Annotated in this window: 18 protein-coding genes; 9 read left to right on the top strand and 9 right to left on the bottom strand. The window is 42.8% G+C overall.

The features are described 5' to 3' along the window. Positions 1-11 precede the first annotated feature (11 nt). Both ACZZZI_RS18355 and ACZZZI_RS18350 read left to right on the top strand, forming a co-directional pair. Complete coding sequence (locus ACZZZI_RS18355; RefSeq protein ID WP_463490499.1) at positions 12-1,019, top strand: RagB/SusD family nutrient uptake outer membrane protein; 1,008 nt, start codon at positions 12-14, stop codon at positions 1,017-1,019. Then, complete coding sequence (locus ACZZZI_RS18350) at positions 1,004-1,381, top strand: RagB/SusD family nutrient uptake outer membrane protein (RefSeq protein ID WP_463490497.1); 378 nt, start codon at positions 1,004-1,006, stop codon at positions 1,379-1,381. The genes ACZZZI_RS18355 and ACZZZI_RS18350 overlap by 16 nt, the downstream gene beginning before the upstream one ends. A 74-nt stretch (positions 1,382-1,455) precedes the next feature. On the opposite strand, the gene ACZZZI_RS18345 is transcribed toward ACZZZI_RS18350, so the two are convergent. The 4 genes from ACZZZI_RS18345 to ACZZZI_RS18330 all read right to left on the bottom strand — a co-directional run bounded on the left by ACZZZI_RS18345 (position 1,456) and on the right by ACZZZI_RS18330 (position 4,371). After that, entirely contained in the window at positions 1,456-1,854 is a 399-nt protein-coding gene (locus tag ACZZZI_RS18345; protein ID WP_316758614.1) for a hypothetical protein, read from the bottom strand. A 92-nt stretch (positions 1,855-1,946) separates the two neighbouring features. Beyond that, on the bottom strand, positions 1,947-2,420 hold the full coding sequence (locus tag ACZZZI_RS18340) for a MauE/DoxX family redox-associated membrane protein (RefSeq protein ID WP_316758615.1): 474 nt from the start codon (positions 2,418-2,420) through the stop codon (positions 1,947-1,949). Between the two features lie 103 nt (positions 2,421-2,523). Then, positions 2,524-3,093, bottom strand: a complete 570-nt coding sequence (locus ACZZZI_RS18335) for a cyclic nucleotide-binding domain-containing protein (RefSeq protein WP_316758618.1) — start codon at positions 3,091-3,093, stop codon at positions 2,524-2,526. 147 nt (positions 3,094-3,240) lie between these two features. After that, on the bottom strand, positions 3,241-4,371 hold the full coding sequence (locus ACZZZI_RS18330) for a hypothetical protein (RefSeq protein WP_316758620.1): 1,131 nt from the start codon (positions 4,369-4,371) through the stop codon (positions 3,241-3,243). A gap of 237 nt (positions 4,372-4,608) precedes the next feature. Between ACZZZI_RS18330 and ACZZZI_RS18325 the strand changes: the two genes are divergently transcribed. Both ACZZZI_RS18325 and ACZZZI_RS18320 read left to right on the top strand, forming a co-directional pair. Next, positions 4,609-4,884 carry a MerR family transcriptional regulator gene (locus tag ACZZZI_RS18325; protein WP_316758621.1) on the top strand — a complete coding sequence of 92 codons (276 nt, stop codon included), beginning with the start codon at positions 4,609-4,611 and terminating at the stop codon, positions 4,882-4,884. Between the two features lie 222 nt (positions 4,885-5,106). Beyond that, the gene (locus ACZZZI_RS18320; RefSeq protein WP_316758623.1) at positions 5,107-5,385 is read left to right on the top strand and encodes a helix-turn-helix domain-containing protein; all 279 of its coding nucleotides are present in this window, start codon (positions 5,107-5,109) and stop codon (positions 5,383-5,385) included. Between the two features lie 40 nt (positions 5,386-5,425). On the opposite strand, the gene ACZZZI_RS18315 is transcribed toward ACZZZI_RS18320, so the two are convergent. From ACZZZI_RS18315 to ACZZZI_RS18300, 4 genes are read right to left on the bottom strand one after another with little or no spacing between them, the layout of a single operon-like run. Then, a complete protein-coding gene (locus ACZZZI_RS18315; RefSeq protein ID WP_316758625.1) occupies positions 5,426-6,043 on the bottom strand; it encodes a response regulator transcription factor in 618 nt (205 codons plus the stop codon). Continuing rightward, positions 6,040-6,807, bottom strand: a complete 768-nt coding sequence (locus tag ACZZZI_RS18310; protein WP_316758627.1) for a sensor histidine kinase — start codon at positions 6,805-6,807, stop codon at positions 6,040-6,042. Before ACZZZI_RS18310 ends, ACZZZI_RS18315 begins: the two co-directional genes overlap by 4 nt. After that, on the bottom strand, positions 6,795-7,445 hold the full coding sequence (locus ACZZZI_RS18305; protein WP_316758629.1) for a hypothetical protein: 651 nt from the start codon (positions 7,443-7,445) through the stop codon (positions 6,795-6,797). Before ACZZZI_RS18305 ends, ACZZZI_RS18310 begins: the two co-directional genes overlap by 13 nt. A 4-nt stretch (positions 7,446-7,449) precedes the next feature. Beyond that, complete coding sequence (locus ACZZZI_RS18300) at positions 7,450-7,929, bottom strand: hypothetical protein (protein ID WP_316758631.1); 480 nt, start codon at positions 7,927-7,929, stop codon at positions 7,450-7,452. Positions 7,930-8,170: 241 nt separating this feature from the next. Here ACZZZI_RS18300 and ACZZZI_RS18295 point away from each other — a divergent pair, with 241 nt between their 5' ends. The 5 genes from ACZZZI_RS18295 to ACZZZI_RS18275 all read left to right on the top strand — a co-directional run bounded on the left by ACZZZI_RS18295 (position 8,171) and on the right by ACZZZI_RS18275 (position 14,485). Next, positions 8,171-8,674, top strand: a complete 504-nt coding sequence (locus ACZZZI_RS18295) for a hypothetical protein (RefSeq protein WP_316758633.1) — start codon at positions 8,171-8,173, stop codon at positions 8,672-8,674. Further along, on the top strand, positions 8,671-9,054 hold the full coding sequence (locus tag ACZZZI_RS18290; protein WP_316758635.1) for a hypothetical protein: 384 nt from the start codon (positions 8,671-8,673) through the stop codon (positions 9,052-9,054). Before ACZZZI_RS18295 ends, ACZZZI_RS18290 begins: the two co-directional genes overlap by 4 nt. After that, positions 9,051-10,103 carry a hypothetical protein gene (locus ACZZZI_RS18285; protein ID WP_316758637.1) on the top strand — a complete coding sequence of 351 codons (1,053 nt, stop codon included), beginning with the start codon at positions 9,051-9,053 and terminating at the stop codon, positions 10,101-10,103. The genes ACZZZI_RS18290 and ACZZZI_RS18285 overlap by 4 nt, the downstream gene beginning before the upstream one ends. Positions 10,104-10,250: 147 nt before the next feature. After that, positions 10,251-11,684: a Dyp-type peroxidase gene (locus tag ACZZZI_RS18280; RefSeq protein WP_463490491.1), complete on the top strand. Its 1,434-nt coding sequence runs from the start codon at positions 10,251-10,253 to the stop codon at positions 11,682-11,684. A 359-nt stretch (positions 11,685-12,043) separates the two neighbouring features. Continuing rightward, positions 12,044-14,485 carry a hypothetical protein gene (locus ACZZZI_RS18275; RefSeq protein WP_463490489.1) on the top strand — a complete coding sequence of 814 codons (2,442 nt, stop codon included), beginning with the start codon at positions 12,044-12,046 and terminating at the stop codon, positions 14,483-14,485. A gap of 538 nt (positions 14,486-15,023) precedes the next feature. On the opposite strand, the gene ACZZZI_RS18270 is transcribed toward ACZZZI_RS18275, so the two are convergent. Beyond that, entirely contained in the window at positions 15,024-15,986 is a 963-nt protein-coding gene (locus tag ACZZZI_RS18270; protein ID WP_316758645.1) for an NADP-dependent oxidoreductase, read from the bottom strand. Between the last annotated feature and the right edge of the window lie 451 nt (positions 15,987-16,437).

Below are 16,437 nucleotides of genomic sequence, written 5' to 3'. Positions count from 1 at the left end.
GTTTAATAGTTATGAAAATAAAAATTTTAATGCTTATTGCGGGCATTGCCGTTTTATTAATAAGCAATCTTTCCTGTAAGAAATATCTGGAATTGAAATCTGATGCCAGGCTGGTCGTGCCGGAAACTTTAAATGATTTTCAGGGTATCCTGGATGATGCTGCACTGATGAATTTTTTGCGGAGCCCTTCATTTGGCGAGACCTCATCTGATGACTATTTCTGGCCTGAAGCAACCATTAACGCTGCTTCTGATCTCACCAGGGACACATACTTCTGGAGGCAAGTAGATTACCGGTATCAGAATGACTGGTCTGAGGCTTATTTGGCGATATATAATACAAACCTATGTTTGGAAGGACTTGGTGGTGTGGAGAGAATCCCAGCTAATAGTAAAGTCTGGGATAATATTAAAGGTTCGGCATTGTTTTACCGGAGCTTTTACTTCTTTGCGCTGACCATGCAGTTTGGTAAAGCCTATGATGTGAATACCTCTGGGCTGGATTTAGGGATTGTGCTTCGTCTTCAGAGTGACTTTAATGTCCCTTCGACCCGGTCGAGTGTACAGGACTGTCTGGAAAGGGTGATAAGTGATGCTGCTGATGCGGTACAGTACCTGCCGGAGTTGCCGTTGAACACAACCAGGCCTTCAAAGGTTGCCGCATATGCACTACTTTCCAGGGTGTACCTTTATATGCGGGATTATCCGAACGCGCTAAAGTTTTCTGATGAGTGTCTGAAATTGCAAGCTACATTAATGGATTTCAATGGTGACCCTGATGTTTTGGGGCTGGATATCACTGTTCCTTTCAGGAGATTTAACAAGGAAACTATATTTTATGCGGAAATGTTTCCGGGTATGGGCTTACATGCACCCAGTTTGGCAAGGGTTGATTCAACGCTATATTCAAGTTACAACGTGAATGACTTAAGGAGGCGTGCTTATTTCCGGGTCAACGGGGGAACCAGGTTTTCAAAGGGAGTTATGCTTCCAATGCATTTACCTTGTTTAGTGGATTAGCCGTCGATGAAATCTACCTGACCCGAGCTGAATCACGTGCATGGACAGGAGATATCCCAGGAGCAATGGCAGACCTTAATTTACTGCTTAAAACGCGTTGGAGAAATGCCGTCACGTATCTTCCTCTTACGGCAACAAGCAGGGAGGAAGCGCTATTGAAAGTCAGGACGGAAAGAAGGAAGGAACTGCTGATGCGTAATCTGCGCTGGGCCGATATCAAACGGCTCAATAAGGAGGGGGCAAATATTATTCCTGCCCGTTTCTACAAGGGGCAGTTTTACAGGCTTGAGGTAGATGCTCCATATTACGCCTTGCCCTTGCCAGTTGATATTATTGAGCAGAGTGGCATACCGCAGAATTAAATAGGATTGAAATAGGTTTTTGAGGCAAGAAGGCAAGGCTGGATAGCCTTGCCCTTGTTATCAACCGCATGTAACTACGGTTTGGTATTGTTTTCTTTAGCCATGTTGGGATCTGCAGACCCGGTGATATATGCTGAAGAAGTTGATGTGTTGTAAGCTGCAACCAGGTTTGCACTTGATTTCAATGTTGGTGCTGGAGATGACGGGTTATCGACGAAGCTCAGGTCAATGTCAATTCTGCAGGCGACCTGGTTGGTTTGATCACACAGGTCTTCGGAAGGAACTGTGCTCCAGTTGGCTTCGTCTTCAACCTGGGCTTGTGTATAGGTTGAGGGACCGTGGTAATAAAATGTTCTGGTATCGAAGCTTTTCCCGGTTTGTTTTTCGACATACTTAAAGGCGGACTGAGAAAAAACAATTGCCAATCCGAGTACTAAGGCTAGTAAGCCTGATTTAATTTTTAAATTTTTCATATTGTTGGGTGCTTTTTACATTGAAAAAGCAAGCGAAAAAGTTTAGTTTAAGGTATTTTTGTTATTTATCTTTAGCCGGCAAATACTGTTCTTCAATGCGGGCCATTTATTTTCTCTGTTCCGTTTCCTCCTTTCTTTATATTTATTTTATAGAGCGCAAATCCGTTGATGGTCAGGAATACGACATTAAAAATGAGGTGGTTTTTCCAGCTCAAAAATTTCAGGACTCCTCCGCAACTGCAGGGTACCTTTGTATAATAACCGGTAAGAACAAGAAAGACGTAAGCTATGAAAGCTGTCAGCAGCGCTGCGGATAGCCATAATCCGGCACGTAAGGTCTTCCTCATCAGCAGTAACAGGGCGGTTAAAATTTCAACGCCTGGAAGCAGGAACAGTAAGGAAGAATTAACCTTAGTCCCAAATGGCTGAAGGGATAACTGGCGCTTAAAATCTTCCAGGTCCATAAGTTTGGATCCCGCTGTATATATCCAGAGGATGATCAGTGTATTGATGATGAACTGAATCCAGTATTCCTTTTGGTGATCTTTTCTGAATATGCTTTCCATGAAGCAAATTTGAGAGCTGGACATTTCCCGCAGGGCGGATGTATCGGAGGAAAGATGGGGTTTTAGGGTTCCTCTCGCTCGTCTGCGGGAAATTGACCTTGTTTTAGGATTTACGGTATGTGCTTAACGTATGGGGATGTACACCCACTGCTGCGGAAATATCATTTACCGAGGCGATCTGGAATAACTTTGGCTGGATTTTTAAAAGATTGGTTAATCGCTGGTTACCCTCCTCAAACCTGAGGTTAAACAAGAAAGTCAATATATCTGCCAGCTGGTTTTGGTGCAGTCTTTTCATTAATTGATGGTACTCGGGAAAAAGTTTGTAAAGATTATATTCGTGTTTTAGCGGGAGCGTCTTGAGCAGACAAGCCTCGATTGTTGTGGTGGTTTTCAGATAATCATTTGTATCAAGTTCGCCGATGCCTGGTAGAAGGGAATTTTCAAATTGAAACCTGACCAGGTGTTGCCCGGGTTCCTTGAGCCCGTCTATTTGTGTTTTGATGGTTCCCTGGACTAAATAGACCAGCGGATTGTCCACGAAAAAATCTTCAGCGATCAACTGGTTTTTTTCGAACCAGAATTCCTTTAAAGCGACGTCCATGTAGGCCATTAGGCCAGAGCTAACCGGAAATATTTTTTCCAGGTAATTGTAAATAAGGTTGTTGTTCATTTCTTTTTTTAGCGTAAAGAAAGCTTTCCTGCTCCCTTTGTCAAGTGGCTAAAACGGCCACCGCTGACCACCATTATGGTGCTGCAAAAAATTTGATTATGGTTTGGTTGATGTAGCCGGTCCCTGTTAATTCATTCTGAATTCTATTCAGTAACGCTCACGTGCTATGGCAAGCATCTTGGCCAATTTTTCCATGACTTTTTTAATGTCTTCAGCATGGTGGAGATAGTAGGCATTCTTAAAGCTTTTTTCAGATATTCCGCTTTTCTCCTGGGTATCGAGATGGGTAATTGCATATTGATGGATTTTTTTTGCGCGCTGTTCTGTGATTATGCCGCATTCCACGTTCAGGTAGATGTAAAATGCCAGTTGTCTCACTGTTAGTGAAACCTTATAGTTCGCATCCAGCAGCCCGGAGTTTACCCATTCTGTGGTTATCAGCTCCATTTCTTTTAAGAACAGGCGCTCGGATTCCAGATATCCGAGGATTGATTCAGACAGCGGGGGATGCAGCAGGGTGTACTGACTGGTTTGTCTGGATACATTTTGCCCGCTTTCTTTTTTTAGGATCAGCAGTGCCTTGTATTTTTCGGAAATTTCCGGCGCACTTTCTAAATCCGCCTGCATCCCTACTTTGAGGTATTCGAAAAACTGTGGCTTATTGAAGTTATGGGCCGACAGCAGATTTACGATTGCCTGCTCGGAATCCAGATTATCGAGTTTGTTAAGGATTTGATCAGAAATTGCATGGATGTATCTCAGATCCCCATAGGTGAAATCCGCCCGGTCCGATAAATTTACAGCATCCAGGATTATATTCCGCAGTTGCAGACTGATCTGTTTTTCTCTGAGCTTTTTATCAATTAGTTCTGCGAGGGCTTGCTGCGACTTTTGTTCTTTTAATAAACAGGTTGCCGATATGGCCGCATTGAAATCAAATTCGAGCGGGAAATTATAATTTATAAAATCGAGAAGTTCATCCAGCATCCCTGGTAACTGCAGTTCAGCCATAAGCTGCTGATGGTCTGCCTGCAGCGATTTTGGGAATTCGAACCCTGTTTCAACCGCTGACAGAAGCCGGGCCAGACTGTGCTGCTGAAAACGGATGAATGAGGCCAGGGATACTTCCTGGTAGGGTGAAAAAAACAGGTACACCTTTTTTAACCTTTCGGATTCAGCCATCAACTCTTTAATAAGGCTTTGCTTTTGCTTGTTGTTTTGCTGTCTGGCTGATTGTTGAGTGCAAAGATTCCAGAGATATTCCAGTTCAAAATTCATGGTGATGATTTTAGCGTCACATTGAATTTAACGGGCAAAAAAATAGTGTCAAAAACAATTACACCAGCGATATTGCCTGAAGGATGAAAAAGGTGGTTTATGGTGACAAAGATTATTATCCACTGTTTGCAATGAGTTGGGGTGGCAAAAAAAGCCACCTAAGTGAAACTTGACAAAAACGCATCTGGAGGCTTTTTTTGTATAATTCATTTCTTTATTAATCTTAAATCTTTTTTTATGAATAAGATTGACTCGCTACTGGATATCCTCCGCAAGATTTACGAAATTCTCAGGTACTTACAACATCAGCAGTCGATTGAGGAAAGCCCTGGGGATTCCCTCCATATGACCAGGCAGGAAGTTAAGGACTATCTAAAGATCAGTGAAAGTACTTATAAAAGAAAGGTGAAACAAGGTGTACTGACTCCGCTTAAAATGCCTGGGGGTGACCGGTTTTACCGGTTTCAACTGGAAGATGAACTCAAGGAAAGTGTTCGCCGTGGACGGATCTGATATTTTTTTCTGGCGATGAGCCTGGATAGCTCACCTTTAGCCCGTTTTGGTTCAAAATAGTACCGTTGAAATTTGTTCCGTTAGCTTTGACTGTGATAAATAAATTAATTATGGTACAGGAATTTGGCAGCAGGTTGCTTAGGCAGGTGGAAAATGAAATGGCACTGGTTATCTCTCTGGATTTGCAATCTGGCCTTTTGTTAAAACTTAAGTTCATTGCTTATGAATAAGATTGATTCACTTTTGGATATTTTGTCTAAGATATATCAGGTTCTGGTTCTCGTTTATAACAGTAAATATCATGGTGATCTGGTCTTTGATGAGGATCCGCAGATGGATCGCCAGGACGTAAAGGATTATCTTGGGATTAGTGAGAGCACTTATAAAAGAAAGGTTAAAGAGGGTAAGCTGAAACCGCTTAAGCTTCCAGGCGGAGATAAATTTTATAAGAGTGAGCTGTTGGCTGAATTTAAAGAGAGTAAAAGAAGGGGGAGGGTTTGAGTTTCTAATATTTTATTTTGAATGAAAGTCCATTTACAGGTTAATGTAACATCTGATGATTTATGGCGAAGGAGGTGAGTTGGCTGACGGTATTGATTCCGGTTTTGCGGAAAATGTTTTTGCGATGGGTTTTCACCGTGTGTTCAGAGAGAAATAGTTTATCTGCGATTTCGGCGCTGGTCATCCCGTTTACGACCATCCTGATGATTTCAATTTCCCGCTCGCTTAAGTTATATACAGGGTGATCATTTGGTTTGCTGAATTCTTTTATGGTATCGAAATAGGATTTATCTGCACTAACTCGGTTTATTGCTTCAATCAGGTCGATGCTCCCTCGGCTTTTCAGTAAACATCCGTCTGCGCCGGCTGTGATGAGCTGGTCGATATAGGATTTCTCGGGAAACATGGTGAGTACGATTACTTTGGTTTTGGGATGGTGTTTTTTTACCCATTCGGTGCACTGGATGCCGTTCATCTTTGGCATGTTTATGTCCATTATTATGACATCCGCCGGGCGGTTGTTCATCAGGGCCATGATTTCTTCACCGTTTGAGGCTGTTCCTAAAATGTTTAGATGGGTATGTGCACGAAGGATCTCCTTTAATCCCTCGACCATCATCACGTGGTCATCGGCCAGATATAAATTTATTGATTTCATAATTTAAGTTCGATAATAAATGTACTGCCGTGTTGGGAAGAATCTACGGTAAGTTTTGCTTGTATCGCATCGCTCCGTTTGCGGATATTATCCAGGCCCATACCTGGGGGGACCTGGTCGATGTGGAAACCTTTTCCATTGTCTTCGTAGATCAGGGTAAGCTCGTTTTCGATATCAGCGAGTTCTATTCTGACCTGCGTGGCAGCGGCATGTTTTAGGGTGTTGGTAAAAAGTTCCTGGATGATCCGGTATAAATTTATCGAAACGACTTCTTCAATAGGTGATTTAAGTTCTATTAAGGGAGTTACTTTTAGCTTGTCCATTGCATTTATAGATTCACATAATTGCTCCAGGGCGACCCTGAGCCCAAAGCCGGATAGGGTTTTGAGGTCAAGTTCATAGGCAAGTTTCCTCGTTTCACTGATTAACTGTGTACTTACCTGGTTTACCCTCAGGCATAGCCTTTTGATCTGCCCGATTTCAGTCTCTTTAGCAGCCAGGTCGCTGAATATGTGTAGGGTGGAGATCAACCCTCCAATGTTATCATGCATTTCTGCAGCGATTCTTTTGCGCTCCTTTTCTTGTCCTTCGATCACCGCATACGCGGATTTCAGCTCATTTCGGTGCATGAGCTCTTCGATTGCTTTGTACTGGCTATTGCGCAGGGTTAGTTTACGCTGGTAGATGTAGACAAACCAGATGATAACGCTGATCATCAGCAGCATGACTGAGGTCCCCAATATGAAGTAGCTTACCTGCGACATAGGGGGCTTGACAGGTAAAATCCATAACTGATGATCAGATTTTTAATCAGGTTGCTCAGGCACTGAAATATCCAGGCATTATTAAAAAAACCTTCTGGTTTGCCTGAAAGTATGTCTGTTCCCATCAGATAGGTGAACAGGGATCCGGAGGCGTAAATCAGCCAGCCGCAGGTAATGATGAACTGGGGCATCTTCTTGAGTGTAATGTTATCTTCGTTTTTATAAATCTGATAGAAGAAGGATAATCCCATAAACAGGATGATTAGCACGGTAAGGGTCCAGGTATTGGAGTTGAACTGGGCATCCAGGTTTTGCAGCATCGTATTGGCTGCATAAATACAAAACAGGGTTGCCAAAAGTATTGGATTTGGTTTTGAAGCACTGCTCTGGCGGTAAAAGATATACACGGCGGCTACTTCCATAAATGCTAGCAAATGGTAAAGTGGCATGTTGTGGATGTTCTGGATGGCCGTTATCAGGGTGATGAGTTTAAGGACACCTGAAAAGGTAAAAAACAAGCCCAATATTAAATAGGGCTTGTTATGATTTCCCCATTTAAGCCATATCAATGCAGGCATAATCTCGGAGATATCCGAGAGGTTGGAAACTGCAAAGCTGATATCCTTAAATGAGGTCATTGGCTTATTGGTTCAGGAAGCTATCTTCGCCGCACTGGTTTGGGCATGGTCTGGATCCCGATAGGATTTCATCTCCCCTTAGGCTTATGTTATGTTTGTCCTTTCCATTGTCGAGCACTGGCATCAAAATCAGGTCCCTGAACTCCCCGTTTTGTGGTTTAAGCGGGAAATCGGGGTCATGTCTCTCTGAGATACCGTAATAGCATTTTATGGCGGCGATTTTTGGGTCCTTATCGCCTTGCTTTGAATTGTAGATATCGATTTCCAGCAACACCTTTTTCAAGTTATTGATTCCAAATACGTGGCCGAAAATGTGGCTCTGTTCATTTGTAGCGGGGGTAGATGGATCCGACAGGTACTTCCCAAGGGATATGGCTGCAGCTTCTACGGTGATGAACTCTCCGGCATTGGCCAGGTTTACTTTCATTTTATCACAGGTGACTGTAACGAATTCTGGTGAGTTTGTGGTTTTGGTCTCTGACATGGTCATTTTTTTTGATGGTTATTAAAGATTGATTATAACAAATTTCAATACTCTCTACCATCGAAACCATACCACCCAAGGGGTATTTTCTTTTGGTCTGATTAAGGGATGGAGGGCTGTTAACTTACTAGTATATAAACTTATATAATTTTTATCAATACCCCAAACGTAATGCAAAATACCGCTACAGGGGTATTGATAAGGGAGGGCTGAGCAGGCAATTTTGATTAAAAAAATGATTATGGACCCTGTTATTTCTCTTATCACCCTGATTATGGCCATTAGCCTTGCGGGTGAGCGGCTGGTCACGCTGTTAAAGACCATGATTCCCTGGCTTGCCGATGATCCCAATGCACAAAAGTCCTCGACGGAAAGGCCGGAGATTTGGCGTAAATCGGTTGTGATGCTGCTGGCTTTTCTTTCCTGCTGGCTGACGGCTGAGCTGGTGAAAGAAAGCGTGGAGGCCTCAGCCAAATCGGAGTTTTCCAAATTGCCTGCTGTTTTCCTCGGGCTCCTGGCTAGTGGGGGATCGGCATTTTGGACGAGTCTTTTGGGTTATACCAAAGCGGTTCGGGATATTAAGGTTCAACAAAACCAGCAGGAGCAAATCAATACCCTTCAACAGAAATCTTCTTCTACTGCTTTTCAGGTGCAGAGGCGTGCCAGCCAGGTCATGAGCCGCTTGTCAGGTTTAAAATCTCCCTTGTTTTCTGATACAACGACCTCTTTAATCAACAGGATATGAGCACTACAGCAATAGTATTGAATGGCAAAAATGGAAATGTAACGGCCAGGATTACCTGTCCTAGGTCTCCTCAGGTTTACCTGGGCATGGTATGGCGGTATAATTCCGATGAATCCCCCGATATTAAATCAGGGAATTATACCAATGATGAGCCAGATGTGCCGCTGGGTAAAGCAGCTGAACTGGACGGTAAGCTTTTTCTAATCGAAGGGGTTATCATTAACCATAATGATCCGCTGCCTTCTCCTTATGAAATTGAGGTTACTATTCTTCAGGATGGTCGGATGCTCAAAAATGAAGTGCCTGCCGATGGGGGCAAAGGAAGTCTTTTGGATAAGGATATTGCTTTTGTATACCATTTTAAACTGAGCACTACATGAAAAAGTTGATTTTCCTGTCCGTTTTATTTTTTAGTCTTTCTTTTCAGGTTTCGCTTGCTCAGGAAAAGGTGATTAAAGAGATGCTTACGCGCATCAATTATGGGGTGGCCTCCTCGCCGGCATTGGAGCTCTTACCTGGAAAGGTAAGTGAGGTTACGCACCTGACCAGTGCGCATGACCTGTATGCTAATTTCGGAACTTTTATTTCGGGAAAAAGGCTGAAGTCTGATCTGGCCGTTGATGCACGGCCTTTTGCTTTTGCTTCAGGTTCACTGGGGGATTATCAGAATAACTATTTCAAGCGGCTGCTCTGGAGGACTTCGTTTTCTTTGGGTTCCTCGCCTGGTAGTGATCATGCCCAGGATGTGTTTTTAGCGGCAGGACTTCGATTTACGCTTATAGACAAGGCTGACCCAAGGACCAACCGGGCTTATATCGACGAACTTAGAAATGCTTATTTAAAAGCTTTGGGAAAGGTTCAGCCAAGGTTCGGGGAAACAGCTGCTGATTTCCAAAAAAGGCTTGATGCAGCAGCAGCTGATTCAACAGTGGTGGCGGTAAGGGAAAGTTTTACCGATCGGTTCTGGAACGCTTCGCGCTTGGATTTAGGCTTCGGGGCATCCGCTTTAGCTGCAAATGGCTTTTTGAAAAAAGATAGTCTTTTTAAAGACAGGGTGGGACTTTGGTCGGCCTATTCTACTAAGCTTTGGAAGCAGGGGCAGCTGGTTGTAAGCGCTCAGACGGCGATGGTGAGCCATAAATCGGATACAACTGAGCGTAGCCGGCACGTGATTGGAGCCAGGGCCAGGTATTTTAATAAGCGGGGGTTTGCCATCTCTGGTGAATATGCGCATATCTTTTCTAACTACAGGCAAAAGAGCTTCAATGAAAACTGGGGACACCTGGCGCTGGTGGCTGAATTTAAGATCCCAAAACTTGGGGGCTGGGCGGGCTTTGCCTATGGCGGGGATATGCCGCACAGAAGCGAAAACGGGGCAAAGTTTGCTTTTCGTTATGCGGTTTACACCGATCAGCTGATTAAAAAATAAGGTCATAATAATCCTGGATTGACTGTTTGGTTATCCGGTGTTGATTTTAGATACATTGAAGGAACCAGGCCGAAAATCCTTAAGAAAATAGTAGGCTGCCCGGATGCCGAAAAGGGTAAGCAAGAGTAGGCGCAAAACTAAATTAAAATGAATCTGGAACAATCTTCTGGGATCTCTTTGGATGATCCGAAATTCGATCGCCTGCTGAGTAATTTGCAGGCCAATATCTTAAAGTTTCATGGTAGAAATTTTGCTTATCACCTATTTTTTAAATTCCAGGAGGAAAGGGGGACACTCGCACGAAAATGGATTTCAAATTTTGCCTCTTCTTCTATAACCAGTGCTAAGCGGCAGTTAACGGATGCCAGGGATTTTAAATGCGGTAAGCTTGGTGATGGTGGACCGGTGTTTACCTTATCGCTCAGTAAATATGGTTTTGAAAAACTGGAGCTCTCAGGTTCTATGCCTGGGGATAAATCTTTTGCTTCCGGGATGAAGGCTAGTGCTGATCTGGTCCATGACAAACCTTCTAGCTGGGAAGCTGGGTTTCAGGAGGAGATTGATATGCTTGTCATAATAGCTGATGATCATGACTTTAATGGGAAAAATGAAACTAACAAACTCATTACTGCTGTTTCGGGCTTTGCCAGTTTAGTTAAAATGCAAAGGGGAAATGTGCTTAAAATGACTACAGGGGTTGGTATCGAGCATTTTGGTTATGCGGATGGAATCAGCCAGCCTATGTATTTATCGGATGAAATAAACGGGCAATCTCAGCCCAGGGCATGGGATGATGAGACTACGCTCGGCAGGGTTTTGGTTGAAGAAAAATCTGAGGAAGCAGGTTTGTTCGGTAGTTACCTGGTATTTAGGAAGCTGGAACAGGATGTGAAAGGTTTTAAGGTGGCGGAGAAAAACAGTATCGGAACTGGAATGGGTTTGCCGAAAGTTGTGAATTCTTCAGGAACGGATGATGATGAATTACCTGGGGCGATGATTGTTGGACGGTTTGAGAACGGCACTCCGGTCACAATGAAAGACGGTGCTTTTCAGCCTGATCCTCATAATCCGACTAATGATTTCTCTTATGAGGATGATCCTGGGCTTAAATGTCCCTTTCACGCGCATGTCAGGCTGATGAATCCCAGAAAGGGCGATCCTGAGGCTGGTCCAGCGGATCTGCTGTTGCACCGCATCACCAGAAGAGGTATGCCATACGATGATTTAGTGCCTCCACGCCTGAATGATCAGGAAGTCCTTGCCATTACCCAAGAAATGCTTGAGGACAGGGATAAACCGTCGGATGGTGTAGGATTGCTTTTTATGTGTTATCAAAGTTCTATCGGGAATGCCTTTGAAGTGTTGCAGGGGTTTTGGTCGCAAGGAAATATTGCGCCATCTCCGGTTAATAAAGGACAGGACAGCATAATCATGCAGGGTACTGAGCAGTCAAGGACGCTTCCTGAGCAATGGGGCAGTGCTAATCAGGGTAACCCTTTTAATTTTAGTGGCTTTGTGAAAATGAAGGGAGGTGAATACTTTTTTACACCAAGTATCCCTTTTTTGAAAAAGCTTGGATAAACTGATATCATTTCTGTTTTATATTTTTCTTGCGGATTCTATTGTTAATAGAATAGAAATGCTTTAGTGATTTCCATTGATTAAAAAGATATAGCAGCGCACATTTTTCAGAGGTTTAAGCTGCTATATCTGACTTCGAACTTGAATTTTCGGGTTTTTTAAGCGTTACCTTATCTTTAGTAGCAGTTAGAATCGTATTAATATCCTGTTAATTACGATTGTTACTGGTTGTCAGGTTGCGGACACCATGTTTCAAATATCATTGGGTAATTATGTCATTGTTTTTTTGTTTAAAAATGATAACTTGTTAATTATTTGATGTTTATAAATTAATTTTTTATAAAATCTTAACCCGTCTTATGAGTAAGCGCTCTATACCTAATAACCAGGAGGCTTTTAATCAAGCCCAGGACTTCCAGTCGAATGGTCTTCTTCAGATTATACGCAAAGGCATTTTTCTTATTGGACTAAGCTGGAAACAGCTCAGGATACGGGACTTTGTTGCTGACTTTTTTTCTGTACTGGGAAGTATTGGTTTTGTTTCCGTTCCGGCATTTCTGGTTGGTTTCATTTTTCTTATCCTTCCACAGGGACGTGATACGCTGTTGGTTTTAATAGAGCAAATGCTTTCATCTCCACACAACTGGTGGCCATTTTTTGGGCTTGTCATTGGGGTTTTACTATGGAGTATGGCTTCTGAACTGGCCATACGATATGCAATCAGCATTTCAGATAATTCAGGTATGAACCTGAGCGATGAACGGGTATTGTGGCGAAAAACAGTGCAAAAACTCCTGGCAGGTTCTTTTCTGCTTTGGCCTGGAATATTGGTAATCATAGCATTTTTTGTTACCATGTTTAACGCTGAATATCTTTCCTGGCCAGACAGATTAGTGTACTTTGGTATTTCAATCCTGATCATTATCGGCATGTTGTTCGCCTTGTCGTTTTTGTATTTCCACAAATTTGAACCCCTTGATAAAAAAGGCCCAAGACGCACTAAGCTTGGACACCGTTCCTTACCACCCCAGGAGCAGAAATGGATCAATAAACTCTATGGAATTTATAACAATCATATATTCAGTCTGCCCAAACCGACAAACTTTATTGGCAGATATCGAAAGGAAACTCAAGGCTTAGTTAATTTTTATAAAAGCAGTCCAAAGGGTGATCCTAACGAAATGCCAAAGGATAAAAACGTACTTAGTAAAAATAATCTCATTCCTTTGGAATTTCATCTTGAAAACAGGGATAGAATACAAGATAGCGTCGGCGTATTAAAGTGGGTTTACCGTTTACCTCCTTTTTTGGTCTATCCGGCCTTTCATAAGCAGGTTTACAAAATGGCACTTTCGGCCTTGATCTTGTTGATTATGATCAGCATTATTCCAGCTGAATGGCCAGTTTATGATCATATTGGGGCTGCCGGACTGGTTTGCCTGGCGTTTGCATGTTATACTGGTTTGTATGCAGGATTGTTATTTGTAGACAAGGTCATTCTTCCTCGTTCGCCTATTGGAATTCGTCAGCTTTTATTGATCTGGGTGGTCATTATGTCTTTTATAAATCAGGACCATCCAGTGCGGATCTATGGAAAAAAAGAAAACCGCAATGACATTCGTGTTCACTTCAGCGACTGGTTCGCTGGTTATAAAAAAGATGTAGATCAACGCTTAGGTTATTCACCTGAAAAGTATCCCGTAGTTTTTGTATGTGCTGAGGGTGGGGCATTTCGTACGGGGGCTTATACTGCGCTGTTCTTAACTCAAATGGAGGCTGAACTGATCAGGCGGAATGTTGATTTGAGGCATTCTATATTTGCCATGTCAGGGGTGTCGGGCGGTTCGGTTGGTCTTGGGTTTTACAATGCCGCGGCTTTCAGGTCTAATATTCCTTTCAGGGATACGGTGACGGTTGAGAAGACCAGGAAATTTTTTATGAACGATTCACTTTCCCCGCTCATCGGCAAGATGTTTTTCGGCGAATTCCTGAATTTGTTTTACTGGAAGATGGCCGACAGATTTGATAGAGCGGTGGCGCTTGAGAAATCATGGGAAGGAGCATATGGGAAATTTGTCGACGGCGCACGCAACACTTATGGGGATGAATTTATTTTGCCCGATACCGGGCGTGCTAAACCCGTTCTTTTGATAAACACAACTGAGGTAGAAACTGGGCGGCAATGTTGGGTTTCCGGGGCGAGTCTGCCAACAGCTTTCTTGGCAACACAACGTGATTTGCTGGCAAATAAAGTTAGCAGTACTCGTTACAGTACTGCTATCAATTTCAGCAGCCGCTTTCCTCTCTTCTCACCTGGAGCAGCAATCAGCTTGGCCCACGGGCATCGCTTGCATTATTTAGACGGAGGCTATGTGGAAAATACCGGAACTGGTGCTATGCTGGAAATTCTGGATGAATTGCGCAGTACCGATGCTTACAAAATGATCAGGCCAGTTGTTATTTCTTTACGGTTCAGTGAAGTGGCTAAAGATACAACTGATCTCAAAGCGCTGAACGAATTAACTGAGATCTTTTTTGGCCTTTACAATACACGGGTTGGACGTAGCGAATGGTCTTCAGCAATGCTGGAGAAAAGGATTAAAGCAGACAGTGGGATTTTTATCAAGGCACCATTATCGCCAGAGGAGAAGAAGATCCCGATGAACTGGGTTTTGTCTGAACAAAGTATGAATCGAATACAGGCTGACATTAAGATCAAACTTCATCCTGATAGCTCCGTTTTCAGGACGTTTTTTCGTAAAGATGTAAGTTATTTACCGCTAAAATTAGTTAGTCACTAAAAATTATTTTTCATATTAATGACCAGACATATAGCCTGTCTTATGTTTCAGCTCCTTTTTGAAGAAAAGAGGTTTCAACGCACAGGTTTTATTGTTATATATTTTACTTTAGATCAGATCAATACCTACCTTGTTATATGCTTCTTGAACTTCATTTCTTGACTCATTCGATAGTTGAGTTGGATATTCACCCGTTTAGAGGTTCTGGAACCCAATGTCACTGAGTCTTTGACACTGATATTTGACAAAGGCCAGGTGTTTGGTTTAGATTTTATCAAATATCTGTCAAATCCATCAGGGGTGATGGATTGCCGATGGAACTGGAATTGTGGAGTGGCGGAATAAAGCTTCAAAGCTGGGTGCTTCACGAACTCAGCAAAGGAAACTACCGCTTAAATCAAAATCAGACTACCGAAGAATATCTAATCCTGGAAGTTCTGGAGTTACGTTGTAAAATGCTTTAGGGACTGCTCAGGCAGCGCTGCATGGTTCCCGACCCGTAGCTCATCATTACTTGTTGAGCTTGTTCTTGTAAAAGCTAACCGGATTTACGGTTTTGTAACAGATCCCCAGCAATCTGGAGAACAATTTTTCCGCTGACGCTGTGGGATTCTATGGCTTTGTGGGCACTGACGATTTTATTTAATGGGTAAACGCTTTCTACTTTTACTTTTAAATCCTTTTTTTCCAGTAAAGTGGCAAAGAGCTGCAATTGTTCTTTGTCGGGGCGCATCATTGGCCAGATCAATTCGATATTTTTTTCTTTAGCTAGTTTTATGGCAACAGGATCATCTTTTGTGGAGGAAGGTAAACAAACAATTTTTCCGCCTGGTTTAACAATGCTGATGGCACGATAAAGTATCTCGCCGCCCATGGTGTCTAATACCGCGTCTGGATCGGTAGCTATGTCTTCGAATTTCTGCTCTTTATAATTGATCACTTCATCCACGCCCAGTTCTTTGAGAAATGCTGCATTTTTTGCGGATGCGGTTCCGTAGACAAATGCACCACGGAGTTTAGCAAATTGCACAGCCAGATGACCTACGCCTCCGGCAGCGGATTGTATTAATATTTTTTGCCCTTCTTTAAGCCCGAGCTGTTCATGGATGGCCTGATAAGCTGTAAGTCCAGCAAGTGATATCGCAGCTGCTTCGGTGAATGAAGTATTTGCCGGTTTTTTTACAATAGTTTCTGGGCTCGCGGCCAGGTATTCAGAATAGCTGCCGTTTATACATCCAAAAACTTCGTCCCCGACTTTGAAATCCACTACATTACCGCCAGCGTATTCGATTTGCCCACTTACATCTTTCCCAAGAATAGCGGGTAATTTAAGGTCTTTGCAGGATGAATGTAATCCGGACCTGATTTTGGCATCCACTGGGTTTATCCCGGCCGCAATGACCTTAATCAATACCTGATCATCATTGGCAACAGGTTTTTCTATTTCACTAAGTTGTAATGCTTCTGGTTTACCAAATTTTTGTAAAAGGACTGCTTTCATTTAACAAATCTAAGTTATATAATTTTTCTTCCAATAGTGGTTTGTCAATACGGGCTGATTTTTGAATGATCAAACATCGGGATTTATCAGCACACCAGAATACTGCGGGTTATGGATCACTAAAATTCATTTCTATCTTTTATGGGCTCGGTATTAGTCCATATACTGGCAAATTCAGCCCAACTCAGTTCAAAAATTTTCTGTTTCTTGGTTCCTCAATAGGTTTGCCTCAATGGAATTCAGTTAGCTGGTTTTGCTGCTAGGTGGATACTGATCTATCGGTTTATCAAGGTTTTGCCTTAAAAGCGAGATGGTCTTCAAGATCTTTGACATTTGGGAATGAAACATTATTCTGCGAGGAGCGGAAAATCCTGCGAAGCTGAGATTATTTCAATATGGTGAAAGCGCAGGGGCAGGTGAGGAGCCGGTCTGTATGGACCGATGTGAGTAA

The organism is Pedobacter sp. AC190, from assembly GCF_979258025.1.
This window is presented reverse-complemented; position numbering and strand designations above follow the sequence as displayed.